The sequence below is a fragment of the Streptosporangium sp. NPDC053982 genome (assembly GCF_055585205.1).
The window spans coordinates 125,471-140,189 of sequence record NZ_JBVJKQ010000005.1 but is presented as its reverse complement, the minus strand read 5'-3'; the positions used below and the strand labels follow the sequence as shown (position 1 = coordinate 140,189).

The following is a 14,719-nucleotide window of genomic DNA, read 5'->3' as shown; positions in this document are numbered from 1 at the left end:
AGGTGAGGTCCTCGGGCTCCGTGCGGGGCCTCGGGCTCCGGGTCAGGCTTCGTGCGGGGCCTCGGGCTCACGGCGCCGATACGGCCGGCGTGGCCGGTTCGGGCGTGGGGCGGCTCCGCGGGGCGACGCGCGGCCGGGCGGGCCGCCAGGTCGTCACCAGCGCCAGGGCCAGCAGCAACTCGGCGATGTCGCCGCCGTAGTACATGATCTCCGCGGCGCCCCGCAGCTCCGGCCCGGGGGCCGTCACGCCGACGAACAGGCCGGCGTACATCAGCTGCGACAGCGTGGCGTGCGCGGCGATCGACACGCCCAGCACGACCAGCCGCCTGGGCACCGGGGGACGCCGCGGCGCCGGGTCCGGCCCGGCGATCACCCAGGAGAACAGGCAGCCCGCCAGCACGAGGTGCAGGTGGACGAGCGAGTGCAACAGCGGGTCGGCGTGGGAGAGGCCGTACAGGGGGGTGAGGTACAGCGCGGCCATGCCGCCGACGTTCAGCGTGAGCGCCACCCACGGGTCGGCCAGCACGTGCGCGGGGCGGCTGCGCAGCACGGCGGTGACGCGGCGGGCGCGGCCGGCGGGCAGCGACCGCAGCAGCAGCGTCACCGGCGCTCCCAGCACCAGTCCCAGCGGGGCGAGCATCGCGATGAGCAGGTGCTGGAGCATGTGCCCGCGGAAGTCGGTTGCGGCGAACGCGGCGACCGGCCCGGTCAGGCCCGCGGCGAGCAGCGCGGCGCCGGCGGTGAAGGCCGCCGTGCGCCACGGGCTCCACCCCCTGGGCTCGCGCCGCCGTAGCGCCGCCATCGCCAGGTACGCCGCCAGCAGTACGGCGACGCCCGCCGCCGGGAGCGCGCCGGAGAGCCCGCCGTGGTGGTGCGCCTCGTGTGCCAGGAGCGGGACGTCGCCGGCCCGCCGGGTGAGAAGGTCCGCGACGGCGACAGATGTCACGTGCGATCCGGAGACTCCGGTGGAGACCACAGTGGAGATCACGGTGGAGGTCACGGGGCCGCCGTGGTGGTGCGCGGGGTGTCGTGGCAGAGGTCCACCGCCGGGCCGCCGCGCTGCAGCAGCCAGCCGCCGGCCATCAGCAGGACGCCCAGCAGCAGGAAACCGAGGTCCCACCAGAGCTGGTAGGCGTCGGTGCGCACGTGGTGGATGCCCAGGATGTGGTGGTCGACGACGCCCTCGACGAGGTTGAACAGCCCCCACCCGAAAAGGATCCAGCCCCACAGCATCCGCGAGCCCCACACCCGGCCGCGGGAGTGGGTGACCCGCGCGTGCAGCAGGCTCAGGCCCACCAGCACCGCCAGCCAGCAGAACACGTGGAAGAAGCCGTCCCACAGCGTGTTCATCCGCAGGCCCGGAACCGTGTTCGGCGGGTAGTACCCGATCCCGATGTTGTCGGTATTCGTGCTGGTCAGCATGTGGTGCCACTGCAGGATCTGGTGCAGGAGGATCCCGTCGACGAACCCTCCGAGCCCGACCCCGAGGAGCGTGCCCGGCAGGACGATCTCCCGTCTCGTCGCCACCGTTCCGGCCGCGGTGTCTGTCATGTGCGAACCTCCTCGTCCGTCCCGTCCGGTGCCGCCGTCGCGTCGTTCGTCCCGAACGAGGTGGCGGCCCACCGGTACATGCCGCCGATCCGGGGGAATATGTCCGCACTCCCCCGCCGTGGCGGGAAACACGGGAGAACGGGCCGTGAAAAGCCCGGAACGGATCGAATGGTAGATCTCTGGATCACCGCGGTGAGGTGCGGAAACGCCGCCGCGGGCGGTCCTTGGCCCGGCCCTTACCCGGGTGCGGCATGGCCTGGACGAGAGTCGAGGGGCATCGGGGCGAGCCCCGGAGCCCGGCGTTCACCCGCGCCTGGGACGCCCCGTGCCGGGCTTGTGCGGCGGCGGGGTGCGGGGCCGGCGATCAGGCGGTGCGCCGCCGGGATGACGGCGGCGATGGAGGCGGTGTCGGAGGCCGGGAGGGGCTCACAGCCGGGTGGCCGTGCGGATCAGCCCGGCGAGGGCGAGGGAACGGCTGTGCGCGGGCCAGACGATGTGGGTGACGACGGGGGGCGCGTCGGTCAGGGGGACGGCGGCGTGCTCGGCCCACAGCCAGGCACGCGCGGAGTCGGGGATGACGGCCGCCGTGCGTCCGAGGGCGATCAGCTGGGCCAGCTGCGTCTGGTCCCGGATCTCGGGTCCGGGACCGGGCGGGTGGGCGCCGTCACGGGCCCAGCGGGCGAGCGGAAGGCCGGGGATGTCGCTGACCTCGGCCATGGACAGGGTCCCGCGCGCGGCGAGGGGGTGCCCGGCGGGCAGGATGGCGACCTGCCCCTCGGTCAGCAGCTCCTCGCTGTCGAACCCGGCGAGGGAGTTGTACGGCGTGTGCATGAGCGCCACGTCGGCGCGGCCGTCGCGCAGCATATCCCCCTGCTCGCAGGTGCCGCTCGGCAGCACCTCGATCTCGGCGGCGCCGGGCTCGGCCGCGTGGGCGGCGAGAAGCTTCTGCAGCAGCTCGTGGGACGCGGCGGCCTTCACCGCCAGCACCAGACGGTCACGGGGGCCGCCCGGGCCGCCGGCGCGACGGGCGCGGTGCGCGGCGGCGTTGACCGCGTCGAGAGCCGCGCGGCCCTCGTGCAGCAGCACCTCTCCGGCGCCGGTCAGGGAGACGCCGCGGCGGTCGCGCTCCAGCAGGGAGACGCCGAGGCGGCGTTCGAGCCGCTGGATCGCCCGGGACAGCGGCGGCTGGGCCATGCCGAGGCGCTCGGCGGCGCGGCCGAAGTGCAGCTCCTCCGCGACGGCCACGAAGTACCTCAGCTCGCGGGTCTCCAGGGTGTCCACGGCCACACCATACCCGGGCGATACCCGCCGGGTATCACAGGGCACCGCATCGATGTTGGATGCGCCGCCCGCCTGTGAGCGAGCATCGGCGGCATGAGCGAAACGAAGATCGCGCTGGTGACCGGCGCGAACAAGGGGATCGGATACGAGATCGCGGCCGGGCTGGGCGCCCTCGGCTACCGCGTGGGCCTGGGGGCCCGCGACGAGGCCCGGCGGGAGTCCGCCGTCGGGAAGCTGCGCGCCGCCGGAGTGGACGCGTTCGGGGTACCCCTGGACGTGACCGGCGACCGGAGCGTCGCCGACGCCGCGGACCTGATCGGGCGGAAGGCCGGGCGCCTGGACGTCCTGGTCAACAACGCCGGAATCTCCGGTGAGACGGGGCCGGGGTGGGTGCAGGACCCGACCACGCTCGACCTCGGCCTGGTCCGCCGGGTCGTGGAGACCAACGTCATCGGTGTCATCCGGGTGACGAACGCGATGCTGCCGCTGCTGCGGCGCTCGGCGTCACCGCGCGTCGTCAACGTCTCCAGCGCCGTCGCCTCCCTGACGCGGCAGGCGGACCCGGACATCGAGATCGGCCCCGTCATGGCGGCCTACGCGCCGTCGAAGTCGTTCCTCAACGCCGTCACCGTGCAGTACGCCCGGCATCTCGCCGACACGGGCGTCCTGGTCAACGCCGCCTGTCCGGGCCTGGTCGCGACCGACTTCACCGGCTTCCAGGGACCCCGCACCCCCGAGCAGGGCGCGGCCACCGCGATCCGGCTCGCCACGCTGCCCGACGGCGGCCCGACCGGTTCGTTCTTCGAGGACGACGGCGTCATCCCCTGGTGACTCCCAAGGCCACGACCCGCGCCGCCCCGGACGACGGCTGTTCCTCAGCGAGAGCACCATCGGCAGGTACACCACCTCCATGTTCGACAAGCTCGGCATCACCGACGACGACGGCGACCGCCGCGTCCTCGCCGTCCTCACCTACCTGAACGGGTCCTGACACGCTTTCCGGGACCCGCCTCCGGCCGGTGACGGGAACGGTGGTCAGCCGGCGGCGGGAACGGCGAACGCCCGGCGGGCGTGTGTGAGCAGCTCGCGCACCGCGGGGTTGGACGTGTCCTTCCACACCAGGACGAGCAGGGCCGGCGTCTCGACGTCGAGGGGCAGGGTGACGAGCCTGTCGCGGTGGCCCTCGGTCATCGAGGCGCTGAGCACGGCGACGGCCAGCCCGCGGGCGGCGAGACCGGCGACGGCGTCGGGGGCGCTCGCCTGCAGCGTGACCGCGGGCTGAAGGCCGCGCGCGGCGCAGGCGTGGTCGAACACGGTGCGCACGCCGGTGCCGGACGGCATGCACGCGATCGGGTACGCGCACAGCTCGGCCAGGGTCACCCGCCGTCGTTCCGCCAGGGCGTGGCCCGCCGGGACCGCCGCGACGAGCCGCTCGTCCACCACCGTCAGCGTCTCCAGCCCCTCGGGGAGGGCGGCCGTCCCGGCGAGGGCCAGGTCGAGGGCGCCGGTGCGCACCCCCTCCACGAGCCGGTCGGAGCCGTCCTCCAGCAGCGATATCTCCACGCCGGGGTGGGCCCGGTGGAACGCGGCCAGCGCCTCGAACAGCGGCGTGACGGTGCAGCCGACCACCATCCCGGCGGTGAGCCGTCCCCGGAGCAGGCCGGTCACCTCACCCACCGCCCGGCCGGTCGCCCCGGCGGCGGCGAGCGCGGCACGGGCGTGTCCGAGCGCCGCCTCGCCGGCGACGGTGAGGGTGGCGACGCGGGCCGATCGGTCGAACAGCTCGGCGCCCAGCTCGCGCTCCAGCCGGCGGATCTGGGCGCTGACGCCGGACTGGCTGATGTGCACCCGCTCGGCGGCGCGGGTGAAGCTCCGCTCCTCGGCGACGGCGACGAAGTACTCCAGCTGACGCAACTCCATAACCAGTGATTCTAGTTCTGATAAGAACCATCTGTTGGACTTATGGAAAGGGGCCGACCAGGCTTGGAGGCGCCGGCGGTCCGCGCCGGCCCCTGAACCGATCCGCCGATCCCGGCGATCCAAGGAGCACGACCATGGCGACCTTCGTCCTCGTCCCCGGCATGTGCCACGGCGGCTGGAGCTACCGGCCCCTCACCGAACGGCTGCGCCGGCACGGCCACGAGGTGTACCCGCTGACGCTGACCGGGGTCGGCGAACGCGCCCACCTGCTGGACGCCGGGGTGAACCTGGAGACGCACATCACGGACGTGACCGCCGTGCTGGAGGCCGAGGAGATCGAAGACGCGGTGCTGGTCGGCCACAGCTACGGCGGCATGGTCGTCACCGGGGCCGCCGACCGCGTCCCGGACCGGGTGGACTCCCTGGTCTACCTGGACGCCGTCGTGCCGCAGGACGGCGACTCCTGCTGGGACCTCGTCCCCGACCAGGAGCACGAGTGGTACCTCGACGTGACGGAGGCCGGGTACGCGACCCGGCCGCTGCCGTTCTTCGACCCGCGCACCACGCCCCACCCCCTCGCCTCGCTGCTCCAGCCGATCCGGCTGGCCGGCGACCTCTCGCGGTTCCGGCGCAGGGACTATGTGTACGCCACCGAGTGGGGGGACCGCGAGTCGCCGTTCACCCCCGTCTACCGGCGGCTGAGCGAGGACCCGTCGTGGACGACGCACGCGCTCACCGCCCGGCACAACCTCATGCGGGACGCGCCCGACGACCTGCTGAAGATCCTGCTCGACATCGCCCGCCCCGCCCCGGGATCCGGCACGCCCGTTTGAGCCGCACCGGCCGGGTAGGCCGGTCACGGACCGTCGGAGGGAGACGTCATGGAACCGACCTGGATCATCGCCGTCATCGGCATCGTGATCGCGCTCGTCATCGCCTACGGGATCGAGCGGAACAGACGCGGGAGCCGGCGAAGGTGACGGGCCGGCGGCCCCGCGCCCTCACCGCCGCCCCGGCGTGGCGGAGACCCGGCTAGCGGGGCCGGGTCACGTAGGTGACCGTCGCCGGACGGACGACCCGGGTCGCGCCGTCGTAGCAGGCGTGCAGGGTGAGCACGCCCGTCACGGACTCGGTCCAGAGGCCGTACAGGTTGCAGAACTCCGCGCCGGAGCCGAACGCGGTGACCTGGACGTTGCCAGCGCGGCCGTATCCCGCGTTCACGTCGCCGAAGGCGACCCGCCTCAGGCCGGTCCCGTACCCGCTGATCTGCAGGCCCCCGGGCACCGAGTTGTGACTGACCGGGTACGGCGTCGGAACGTAGGAGCCCGCGGTGCCGGGGTCGTTGTCGAAGGTGTAGGCGAACGCCGGGTACGGCGAGCCGGGCGCCCAGACGACGGCGCTCTCCCGGTGGTAGGTCAGGTTCCACCCGGTGTTCAGCGGGGCGCCGGCGGCGTCGTGGCAGCGCACCACGATGTTCTGCGCGGCCGTCGTCGCGGTCCAGCCGCCCACCTTGCATCGCGCCGGAACGGCCGGGTCGACCGCGGTGACCTGGATGCTCCCGGCTAGGCCCGCCGAGCCGAGCCCCGGCAGGGCGACCCGCCACAGACCCGGGGACGTCCCCGGCGTCACGGTGTTCACGGGGGCGGGGGCCGGGGAGCCGAACCGCGCGGAGTTGAACTGCGTGGCCACGGCGGAGCCGTCCCAGCGCACGTACCCCAGCGCCTGGCGCGGTATCGGGCTCGGGTACCCGCCGCCGTACCCGAAGACCACGGAGAACCACGGGGTGACCGGGCCGACGCCGTACCGCTGGCACCGCACCGCCACGATCAGATCGTCACCCGACGGCCACTGGTCCTGGACCTGACACCAGTCGGCGGAGGAGGAGATCGCCGTGACGTGGGCCACTCCCCCGCCCGCCGCGCCGAACTGCGGGAACCTCACGAGCACCTGGCCGGGATCTCCGGAGACGGCCTCGGCCGCGAGCCCGGAGGCCCACGTGCCGAACTGGTAGTAGACGGTCGGGGCTGAGCCGCCCCCGACGACGGCCCACGCCCAGCGGGGCAGGTCGGCCGCGGCTGACACGGTCGATACGGCGGGCACGGTGAGCCCGGCCGCGACCAGGGCGGCGGCGCAGAGCGTGCGGGCGATCGCCTTCCACAACCGGAGCATGACGTCGTCCTCCATCCGCGGCGGGGCGGTGTCCGTGAGCGGGGACGGCTCGTACGGTCCCCGGCCCCTTGATAACCCGCCGCGGGACCGCCGGGAAGGCCCAACCTGGCCGACGGGCCTCTCCCCGTCCCCCACGGGGAACCCCGGTCCGGTCGGCGGGCCCGGGACCCCGGCCGTCCGGACCCCGCGCGGCGGGCTCCCCGGTTCCTACGCGGTCGCGCCCGCCCGTCAGGAAGGCGGCGGCCCGTCAGGAACGCGATGGCCTGCCAGGAAGGCGGCGGCCTGTCAGGGACGCGGCGGCCGCCTCCTCGTCCGGCTCCGGCTTCTACGCGGTCGCGCCCGCGCGCCGGAGGTCGTGCGGCATCTCCCAGCCCTCGGCGAGCCGGGAGGGGTGAACGTTGTCCCCGCCGCCGAAGAACTCGCAGAACTTCATGATGAGCGGGTCCCACCCGATCGGGTCGATGTGGTCCGTCCCCGGAATGATCAGTTCCTCCTCGACGTGGACCCGCACGACCTCGACCTGGAAGGCGGTGGCGTGCGGCTCGGGGACGCCGAAGGGATGGACCCCGATGACCCGGCACTCCAGCTGGACCGGGCACTCGGCGACCCGGGGTGCCCGCACCAGGTCCGCCTGCTGTTCGGTCAGCCCCGCGACGGCGAACTTGTCCGGCTCGTACCGGTAGCCCTGCCGTACCTTGTGCGGCGGGACCGTCCGCGTCCCGGTGGTCAGTGCGAGCCGGTCGACGGCGTCGACCATCGCCGAGGAGGGCAGGTTGAGCACGCACTCGCGCTCGCGCAGCAGGTTCGCCGTCGTCTGCGCGCTGTTCCCCAGACCCAGCATGCAGCACTCCCCCAGCCACCACGCCGAGGACATCGGCGCGAGGTTGGCGGTGCCGTCCTCGTTGCGGGAGCCGATGAGCACCACGGGCGTGCCGAAGTACATCACTTTCAGATCGAGGGGCTTGTGCACTGACGAGTCCTTCTGCGAGTCCTGTCCGGTCCGGGCGGACCCCACTATGCGGACATCCGTCCCCGGACCGCTGGCGGCGATCGGACGTCGTTCTCCGGAGACCACTGCGCTTCCGGAGACCACGGCGTTCTCCGGAGGCCATGGTGTCTTCGGAGCCGGGTCCGTACGGCGGGCGTCCGGCACCGCTCACGAGGCGACCGGCCGCGCGGCCGCGCCGGGATCATCCTCGCCGGTCCCCGCTCCGCCGGTCCGCGATTCTGTCGGTCTCCTAGGGCATCATCGACCGATGGAGAAACCGGAGATCGTCTCGGCCGAGGAGTGGCGGCGGGCCCGCGAGGACCTGCTCAAGGCCGAGAAGGAGGCCACCCGGGCGCTGGACGCGCTGGCCGCGCGGCGCCGCCGTCTGCCGATGGTCAGGTTCGACGGCGAATACGTCTTCGACACGCCGGACGGTCCGAAGACCCTGCTCGACCTGTTCGAGGGCCGGCGGCAACTGGTCGTCTACCAGTTCATGGACAACGGGCCCGACCACTACTGCCCCGGATGCACCGGCTTCACGAACAACGTCCCGGTGGCGGCGCTGGCCGGGCTGGCCGACCGCGATGTCACCTGGGTGACCGTGTCGAATATGCCGCTCGCCCAGATCGAGGCGTACAAGGCGCGGATGGGCTGGACGCTGCCGTTCGTGTCCTCTCGCGGCACGTCGTTCTCCGACGACTGCGGCGCCGGCGGCGGGTTCATGCTCAGTGTGTTCCTGCGCGACGGCGACGAGGTCTACCGGACCTACGGCACCACCGCCCGCGGCGTGGACCGGCTCGTCTTCCTGCACAGCATCCTCGACCTGACCCCGTACGGCCGGCAGGAGGACTGGGAGGACTCCCCGCCCGGCTGGCCGCAGCACCCCACCTACGGGTAGGACACCGGACCATCGAGAAACGGTCCGGGAGAAATCCGGGAGGCGTGTCGATACGCCCGGGTCCCGTTCGTCGTCATCACGTGCGGCGAGCCCGCCGTACGAGAACCATGACGACCACGAGAACGGGAAGTCCCGCGATGAAGTACATGCTGCTGATCTACAGTGCCGCGACGACCGACGGCGACGTCGAGTCGGCCGAGGGGTCGTCCTTCGAGGACTGGATGGTCTACGACAAGGCCGTCAGGGAGTCGGGGGCCTACGTCAGCGGGCACGCGCTGGCCGACCTGACCACCGCCACGAGGGTCCGGGTCGACGCCTCGGGTGAGCGGTCCGTCACCACGGACGGGCCGTTCGCCGAGGCGCGGGAGATCCTCGGCGGCTACTACGTCCTCGACGTGCCCGATCTCGACGTCGCGCTCGACTGGGCCGCCCGCTGCCCCGGCGCGCGGGCCGGGTCGATGGTGGTGCGGCCGATCGCCGAGTTCGACTGACGACGGTGGAGGAGCGAGCAGCCGGCGGGGACTCCGCGCCGTCGGCTCCCGACGGCCTCGAGGTCCCCGCGGAATCCGAGGGTCCGGAGACGTCCGGTGACCTCGGGAGTCCCGGCGAACCGGGAAAACCCGTGGAGCCGGTGGGGGTGTCGGTGGAGGCGGTGTTCCGGGAGGAGCACGGCCGGTTGCTCGCCGCCCTCGTCCGCCGCTTCGGCGACCTCGACCTGGCCGAGGAGGTCGCCTCCGAGGCGGTCGAGGCGGCGCTGATCCACTGGCCGGCCGAGGGCGTGCCCGACAGGCCCGGGGCCTGGCTGATGACGACGGCGCGGCGTCGTGCCGTCGACCGGCTGCGGCGCGACCGGGCCTACGCCGCCCGGCTGGCGATCCTGCAGGTGGAGGCCGACCGGGCCGGTCCCGCCGCGGACCCGGGCGGTGACGGCGACCTGCCCGACGAGCGGCTGCAGCTGTTCTTCACCTGCGCCCACCCGGCTCTCGCCGCCGAGGACCGGGTGGCGCTGACGCTGCGCTGCCTGGCCGGGCTGGCGACGCCCGAGGTCGCGCGGGCCTTCCTCGTCCCGCCCGCGACGATGGCCCAGCGGATCGTGCGGGCGAAGAAGAAGATCCGCCAGGCCCGCATCCCGTTCCGCGTGCCCGGCGCGGACGAGTTGCCGCGGCGGCTGCCGGGGGTCCTCGGGGTCATCTACTCGGTCTTCACCGAGGGGTACGCGGCCAGCTCCGGTCCCGACCTGCAACGGCTCGACCTGGCCGAGGAGGCCATCCGGCTGACGCGGATCCTGCGCCGGCTGCTGCCCGCCGAGCGGGAGGTCGCCGGGCTGCTCGGGCTGATGCTGCTGGTCCACGCGCGGCGCGAGGCCAGGACCGGCCCGGACGGTGAGGTCGTGCTGCTCGACGACCAGGACCGCGGCCGGTGGGACGGGACGATGATCGAGGAGGGCGGCGGCCTGGTGGTCGCCGCGCTGAGCGGCGGCCCGCCCGGCCCGTACGGCGTGCAGGCCGCGATCGCCGCCCTGCACGACGAGGCCGCCGACGTCGCGACCACCGACTGGCCGCAGATCGTGGCGCTCTACGACGTGCTGCTCGCTCTCGCGCCGTCCCCGGTCGCGGCGCTGAACCGGGCGGTGGCGGTGGCGATGCGCGACGGCCCCGAGGCAGGGCTGGCGCTGCTGGACGGGCTGGCCGGCGAGCCGCTGCTGCGCGCCTACCACCCCTATCCGGCGGCTCGCGCCGACCTGCTGCGCCGGCTCGGCCGCCTCGGGGAGGCCGCGGCTGCCTACCGGGAGGCGCTCGCGCTGGCCGGGACCGAGCCGGAACGGGCCCACCTGCGGCGCAGGCTGGACGCCGTCACCTCCTCCGGCACGGCCGGCCCGCCGCCGGGGCCCGCCTGACGTCCGGGACCGCCCGACGTCCGAGACCGTCCGCCCGACTTCCGGGGCCGCCCCGGGCCCCGCCGTACGGCGGGCCGCGCCGCTCTCAGCGGGTGAGCAGGTCCCGCAGGACCGCGGCGACCTCGGCGGGGGCCTCCTCGGCCATGAAGTGGCCGTGGGTGACGGTGGTGTGCCGCAGGTCGGCCGCCCAGGCGCCCCACAGCGCGGCGGCGTCGTAGCCGAGGGCGGCGCCCCAGTCCTGCTGGAGCACGGCCACCGGCATCCGCAGCCGGTTCCCGGCCTCCCGGTCGGCCCGGTCGTGCTCGACGTCGACACCGGCCGAGGCGCGGTAGTCGGCGACGATCGAGGGCACCGCGTCGCGGCAGGCGTCCAGGTAGGCGGCGCGGACGTCGGCGGGCACGGCTCCGGGGTCGCCCGTCCAGGCGTCGAGGAAGTGGCCGAAGAACGCGTCGGCGCTCGCGGTGATCATCCGCTCCGGCAGGCCGGGCGGCTGGGCCATCAGGTAGAGGTGGAAGCCGACGGCGGCGGTCACGCCGTGCATCGCCTCCCACATGTCCAGGGTCGGCAGCACGTCCAGGCAGGCCAGGTGGGTGATCGTCCCGGGGTGGTCGAGCCCGGCGCGGAAGGCGACCAGGGCCCCGCGGTCGTGCCCGGCCAGCGCGAAGCGCTCGTGCCCCAGCGCGCGGGCCAGGGCGACGACGTCGGCGGCCATGGTGCGCTTGGCGTAGACGTCCGGGCCGGTCGCGGCGGGTTTGTCGCTGGCGCCGTAGCCGCGCAGGTCGGGGCAGATGACGGTGTGGTCGGCCGCGAGGTCGGCGGCGACGTGCCGCCACATCAGGTGCGTCTGCGGGAAGCCGTGCAGCAGCACGATCGGGCTGCCCGAACCGGCGACGGCGACGTTCAGCGACACCCCCTCGGCGACGGGGACGCGCCGTTGGTCGAATCCGGCGATGGCAGGCGGCATGGTCATACTCCTCGTTCGGTTCTCGGACGGCGGGCGGGGGGTGTCCCCAGCCTGCCGGGCGCCGATGAGCATCCGATGAGCACGCGCCCGGACCCACGGGGCCGGACGCCGGGCCGAAGTGCCAGGGCACGGCACGGTCAGTGGGTGCCCGGTCTGGGGATGTGGACGCCGGCGGCGCGGAGCTCGGTCTCGACGAGCGCGACCCCGCGGGCCGCGGCCGATCCCTGATCTTCGCCGTGGAGGGCGATCAGCGTGTACCGGATCGCGGTCTCGGTGCGGGCCTGCAGACCGGTCACGATCTTCAGGTGCGCGGGATTGGCGAGGAAATGGCCGGCCATGGCGGCGGCGAGCTCGGCGATGCGCGGGTCGTCCGGTTCCCAGGCCGCGGCTTCGGTCGCGCGCTTGACCAAGGTGACGAACCGGGTGTCCTCGAGGGCGTGCTCGATATGGGTGAGGTAGTCGTCGAAGCCCTCGGGGACCAGTGCCCTGGCCAGGACCCAGCCCTCCCTGGCGGCCGCCACCTCCTCCGCGGGGAAGCCGAGGCCGGACATTCTCTCCAGCAGCGCCACGGCACGGTCAGGCAGCAGGGCCCGGTCGCCGTCGGCGAGCCGGTGCAACATGTCACGCCGCGCGACCAGCTCCTCGATCCGTTCGGTGAGCCGCCGCTCGACGTCGGCGAGCGCGGCGGCGAACAGCGCGGGGCCGGCGTCGAGCAGGGACCCGATCTCGGCCAGGGGCACCCCGGCGGCGGCCAGCGTCCGGGCCTGCACCAGCCGCAGCAGCTCGGCCGATCCGTACCTCCGGTAGCCGGAACCATCGCGTTCCGGCTCCTTCACCAGGCCGAGCTTGTGATAGTGCCGCACCGTCTTCACCGTGACGCCGACGAATGCCGCCGCCTGCCCGATCGTGACTCCGTTCATCTGCGTAATCCTGCCCTGGGCTCGGACTCGGCGACCGTGCGGACCGCAGCCGAGCATGCGGACAGGCCACGCCGAGCTCCTCGAGTCCGGCGTGACCCCCTTTCGGGTTCCACCCGGCGCGTGGACGGAAGGGGCCCTCGCGGCGTACGAGTCACAGGCGCTCAGTCCGTCGGCTGAGCCGGGTGGGCGTGCCCGGCGCGGAACACCTCGTTGAGGAGCCTTTGCTGAGCGCTACGGAACGCTGCCGCTATGGACAGGTCGGCGTCGTCCACGCAGTTCAGCGCGGCGGTCAGGGTCTTGCTGCCGTCGGGGGTGCTGTACATCAGCGCCGCGTGGCCCACGGCGGCGCCGTTGTGGGATATGACGGTGCCGCCGTCGTCCGTGGTCAGCACGAACACGCCGAGGCCGTAGTCCATGTTCGGGATGCCCGTCGGGTGCGGGGCGCACATCTCGGCCAGCAACCCGGCCGGCAGGAGCCTGCCGCCCATCAGCGCGGAGACGAACGTGTGCAGGTCCCGGGTGGTCGAGATCATGTCGCCGCCGGTGGAGATCCAGGAGGGGTTCTGGCGGGTGATGTCGATCGTCTTCCGCTCGCCGTCCTCCTCGTAACGGTAGTAGGCGTGAGCGTGCGGTTCGGGGATCTCCGGCGAGGCGTCCGGCACCACGGTGCCCGACAGCCCGAGCGGCCTCAGGATGAGCCGCTGCATCTCCTCCGCGTAGGTACGGCCGGTGATCTTTTCGATCAGTAGCCTGGCCAGCACGTAGTTGGTGTTGGAGTAGCTCCAGCCCGTGCCCGGCTCGAACCGGGCCGGCTTGGACAACGCCAGCTCCACCAACTCCTGCGGCCGGTAGGTCTTGAACCGGTTGTCCAGCCACTCTTTGCCCGTGGCGCCGTAGGGGATGGGGATCCCCGTCACGATCGTCCCGTCGCCGTGGACCTCGCCGCTGAAGTTGAACACCCCGCTGGTGTGCTGCAGCAGCATCCGCACGGTGATCCGCGGGTCCAGCCCGAACCCGGGCAGATGGTCCGCCGCCGGGGCGTCCAGACCGATCCTGCCCTCGGCACCGATGATATGTGCGCGCGGCTGTCACCGATCCAGTACGACCACATCAACTTCCTGGGCCGCTACGCCTTCTCCCGCGCCGACGTGGCCGGGGGCTTGCGTCCCTTCCACGACGGCGCTCAAGCGAGCGCCTGAGCCTCTGGACCGGCATCCTCGGCCAGCACCCGATAGACGCTGGCCAGCGACGGATGGCGGCCCTTGTTCTTGCCGGCCGGAATGACCAGCTTGGCCGCGATCTGCGGCACCGGCACGCCCCGCGCACGCAGGCTGCGGGCGTAAAATACCATGTCGTCGTCGAACACCTTCGGTCGGCCGCCGTGGCGGCCGCGCTCACGGGCCGAAGCCTGGCCCTCCAGCGACTTCTCCCGGATGTACTCGCGTTCGGACTCGGCCATCCCGGCGAAGAACGCGAACAACGCGGCCCCGTGCCCGCTCGGGTCATACACGCCCTGCAACGGGCCGGTGAGCAGCTCCAGCTGGATATCGGCCCGCCGCAGTTGTTCGGCGGTGGTCAGCAGCTCGGCCGCGCCCCGCCCGAGGCGCTTCATCTCATGCACCGTGAAGATCACCCGCTGATGCGGGACCGCCTGCTTGATGGTGCGGGCGAAGTCCATCGCCTTGGTGAACTCCGGCCGCACCTTCACGCGGGTGCCGATCTTCTCCGAGAAGATCGGCTCACATCCCGCCTGGCGCAGGGCGTCGATCTGGTTCTGCAGCTCCTGCTGCGCGGTGCTGCACCGGGCGTACCCGACCCGGGTGGGCTTGGCCCCGGCCCGGGTGGCACCGGCGTCGGCGGCTTCGGGTGCCGGGCTCGCCACCCAAACCCGGCCGGGACCGCGGTCGACGGGCGTGCGCACCTCCAGCTCTGCCCGCAGGTGCGGCACCAGCATGAAGCGCGGCGTGTGGTACTTCGGCGCGACCTTCCCGCCCCGGGTCCGGCAGGCGCTCCCCGCCGGCGCCTGGCACGTCGGACAAGTGAAGCGCTCGACCGCAGCCGCCGACTCGGCGAGATCACTCATGTCGCAGAACCTACTGTGCGCACTGTTGTGAGAACACGGTTTTGCGGG

The 14,719-nt window shown here is 73.3% G+C and carries 16 protein-coding genes; 6 read left to right on the top strand and 10 right to left on the bottom strand.

Annotation, left to right across the window (positions count from 1 at the left end; translation table 11 throughout):
* Positions 1 to 67: 67 nt before the first annotated feature.
* The 3 genes from ACZ6W9_RS10215 to ACZ6W9_RS10205 all read right to left on the bottom strand — a co-directional run bounded on the left by ACZ6W9_RS10215 (position 68) and on the right by ACZ6W9_RS10205 (position 2,832).
* Positions 68 to 946, bottom strand: a complete 879-nt coding sequence (locus ACZ6W9_RS10215; protein WP_389969330.1) for a cytochrome c oxidase assembly protein — start codon at positions 944 to 946, stop codon at positions 68 to 70.
* Positions 947 to 996: 50 nt separating this feature from the next.
* Entirely contained in the window at positions 997 to 1,551 is a 555-nt protein-coding gene (locus ACZ6W9_RS10210) for a DUF2243 domain-containing protein (RefSeq protein WP_389969332.1), read from the bottom strand.
* Between the two features lie 426 nt (positions 1,552 to 1,977).
* Positions 1,978 to 2,832: a LysR family transcriptional regulator gene (locus ACZ6W9_RS10205; protein ID WP_389969334.1), complete on the bottom strand. Its 855-nt coding sequence runs from the start codon at positions 2,830 to 2,832 to the stop codon at positions 1,978 to 1,980.
* A 93-nt stretch (positions 2,833 to 2,925) separates the two neighbouring features.
* On the opposite strand from ACZ6W9_RS10205, the gene ACZ6W9_RS10200 reads away from it, so the two are divergent.
* Positions 2,926 to 3,663: an SDR family oxidoreductase gene (locus ACZ6W9_RS10200; RefSeq protein ID WP_470117323.1), complete on the top strand. Its 738-nt coding sequence runs from the start codon at positions 2,926 to 2,928 to the stop codon at positions 3,661 to 3,663.
* A gap of 204 nt (positions 3,664 to 3,867) precedes the next feature.
* On the opposite strand, the gene ACZ6W9_RS10195 is transcribed toward ACZ6W9_RS10200, so the two are convergent.
* Positions 3,868 to 4,752, bottom strand: coding sequence for a LysR family transcriptional regulator (locus ACZ6W9_RS10195; protein ID WP_470117322.1), 885 nt, complete (start codon positions 4,750 to 4,752; stop codon positions 3,868 to 3,870).
* 134 nt (positions 4,753 to 4,886) lie between these two features.
* Here ACZ6W9_RS10195 and ACZ6W9_RS10190 point away from each other — a divergent pair, with 134 nt between their 5' ends.
* Positions 4,887 to 5,585: an alpha/beta fold hydrolase gene (locus ACZ6W9_RS10190; protein WP_470117320.1), complete on the top strand. Its 699-nt coding sequence runs from the start codon at positions 4,887 to 4,889 to the stop codon at positions 5,583 to 5,585.
* 199 nt (positions 5,586 to 5,784) lie between these two features.
* Here ACZ6W9_RS10190 and ACZ6W9_RS10185 read toward each other — a convergent pair whose 3' ends face one another.
* Together ACZ6W9_RS10185 and ACZ6W9_RS10180 are read right to left on the bottom strand one after the other, a co-directional pair.
* Positions 5,785 to 6,921: a hypothetical protein gene (locus ACZ6W9_RS10185; protein ID WP_389969342.1), complete on the bottom strand. Its 1,137-nt coding sequence runs from the start codon at positions 6,919 to 6,921 to the stop codon at positions 5,785 to 5,787.
* Positions 6,922 to 7,246: 325 nt separating this feature from the next.
* Positions 7,247 to 7,891 (bottom strand): flavin reductase family protein, encoded by a 645-nt coding sequence (locus ACZ6W9_RS10180; protein ID WP_389969344.1) that lies wholly within the window; start codon positions 7,889 to 7,891, stop codon positions 7,247 to 7,249.
* Positions 7,892 to 8,177: 286 nt separating this feature from the next.
* Between ACZ6W9_RS10180 and ACZ6W9_RS10175 the strand changes: the two genes are divergently transcribed.
* From ACZ6W9_RS10175 to ACZ6W9_RS10165, 3 genes are all read left to right on the top strand, one after another.
* The gene (locus ACZ6W9_RS10175; protein ID WP_389969346.1) at positions 8,178 to 8,807 is read left to right on the top strand and encodes a DUF899 domain-containing protein; all 630 of its coding nucleotides are present in this window, start codon (positions 8,178 to 8,180) and stop codon (positions 8,805 to 8,807) included.
* A gap of 107 nt (positions 8,808 to 8,914) precedes the next feature.
* Positions 8,915 to 9,298 carry a YciI family protein gene (locus tag ACZ6W9_RS10170; RefSeq protein WP_389969348.1) on the top strand — a complete coding sequence of 128 codons (384 nt, stop codon included), beginning with the start codon at positions 8,915 to 8,917 and terminating at the stop codon, positions 9,296 to 9,298.
* A 131-nt stretch (positions 9,299 to 9,429) separates the two neighbouring features.
* Positions 9,430 to 10,704 (top strand): RNA polymerase sigma factor, encoded by a 1,275-nt coding sequence (locus tag ACZ6W9_RS10165; RefSeq protein WP_470117316.1) that lies wholly within the window; start codon positions 9,430 to 9,432, stop codon positions 10,702 to 10,704.
* 85 nt (positions 10,705 to 10,789) lie between these two features.
* Here ACZ6W9_RS10165 and ACZ6W9_RS10160 read toward each other — a convergent pair whose 3' ends face one another.
* The 3 genes from ACZ6W9_RS10160 to ACZ6W9_RS10150 all read right to left on the bottom strand — a co-directional run bounded on the left by ACZ6W9_RS10160 (position 10,790) and on the right by ACZ6W9_RS10150 (position 13,595).
* A complete protein-coding gene (locus ACZ6W9_RS10160; protein WP_389969352.1) occupies positions 10,790 to 11,668 on the bottom strand; it encodes an alpha/beta fold hydrolase in 879 nt (292 codons plus the stop codon).
* A 137-nt stretch (positions 11,669 to 11,805) separates the two neighbouring features.
* Positions 11,806 to 12,588, bottom strand: a complete 783-nt coding sequence (locus ACZ6W9_RS10155) for a MerR family transcriptional regulator (protein WP_389969354.1) — start codon at positions 12,586 to 12,588, stop codon at positions 11,806 to 11,808.
* A gap of 161 nt (positions 12,589 to 12,749) precedes the next feature.
* Complete coding sequence (locus ACZ6W9_RS10150; RefSeq protein WP_470117572.1) at positions 12,750 to 13,595, bottom strand: serine hydrolase domain-containing protein; 846 nt, start codon at positions 13,593 to 13,595, stop codon at positions 12,750 to 12,752.
* On the opposite strand from ACZ6W9_RS10150, the gene ACZ6W9_RS10145 reads away from it, so the two are divergent.
* The gene (locus ACZ6W9_RS10145) at positions 13,557 to 13,787 is read left to right on the top strand and encodes a hypothetical protein (protein WP_470117314.1); all 231 of its coding nucleotides are present in this window, start codon (positions 13,557 to 13,559) and stop codon (positions 13,785 to 13,787) included. The genes ACZ6W9_RS10150 and ACZ6W9_RS10145 overlap by 39 nt on opposite strands.
* Here ACZ6W9_RS10145 and ACZ6W9_RS10140 read toward each other — a convergent pair.
* Positions 13,772 to 14,671: a recombinase family protein gene (locus tag ACZ6W9_RS10140; protein ID WP_389969360.1), complete on the bottom strand. Its 900-nt coding sequence runs from the start codon at positions 14,669 to 14,671 to the stop codon at positions 13,772 to 13,774. The genes ACZ6W9_RS10145 and ACZ6W9_RS10140 overlap by 16 nt on opposite strands.
* Positions 14,672 to 14,719 lie beyond the last annotated feature (48 nt).

Bases quoted from the DNA above. Each gene is read 5' to 3' on its own strand.
- ACZ6W9_RS10140 (WP_389969360.1), bottom strand. From the start codon at position 14,671: ATGAGTGATCTCGCCGAGTCGGCGGCTGCGGTCGAGCGCTTCACTTGT.
- ACZ6W9_RS10210 (WP_389969332.1), bottom strand. From the start codon at position 1,551: ATGACAGACACCGCGGCCGGAACGGTGGCGACGAGACGGGAGATCGTC.
- ACZ6W9_RS10200 (WP_470117323.1), top strand. From the start codon at position 2,926: ATGAGCGAAACGAAGATCGCGCTGGTGACCGGCGCGAACAAGGGGATC.
- ACZ6W9_RS10195 (WP_470117322.1), bottom strand. From the start codon at position 4,752: ATGGAGTTGCGTCAGCTGGAGTACTTCGTCGCCGTCGCCGAGGAGCGG.
- ACZ6W9_RS10190 (WP_470117320.1), top strand. From the start codon at position 4,887: ATGGCGACCTTCGTCCTCGTCCCCGGCATGTGCCACGGCGGCTGGAGC.
- ACZ6W9_RS10175 (WP_389969346.1), top strand. From the start codon at position 8,178: ATGGAGAAACCGGAGATCGTCTCGGCCGAGGAGTGGCGGCGGGCCCGC.
- ACZ6W9_RS10160 (WP_389969352.1), bottom strand. From the start codon at position 11,668: ATGCCGCCTGCCATCGCCGGATTCGACCAACGGCGCGTCCCCGTCGCC.
- ACZ6W9_RS10155 (WP_389969354.1), bottom strand. From the start codon at position 12,588: ATGAACGGAGTCACGATCGGGCAGGCGGCGGCATTCGTCGGCGTCACG.
- ACZ6W9_RS10185 (WP_389969342.1), bottom strand. From the start codon at position 6,921: ATGCTCCGGTTGTGGAAGGCGATCGCCCGCACGCTCTGCGCCGCCGCC.
- ACZ6W9_RS10170 (WP_389969348.1), top strand. From the start codon at position 8,915: ATGACGACCACGAGAACGGGAAGTCCCGCGATGAAGTACATGCTGCTG.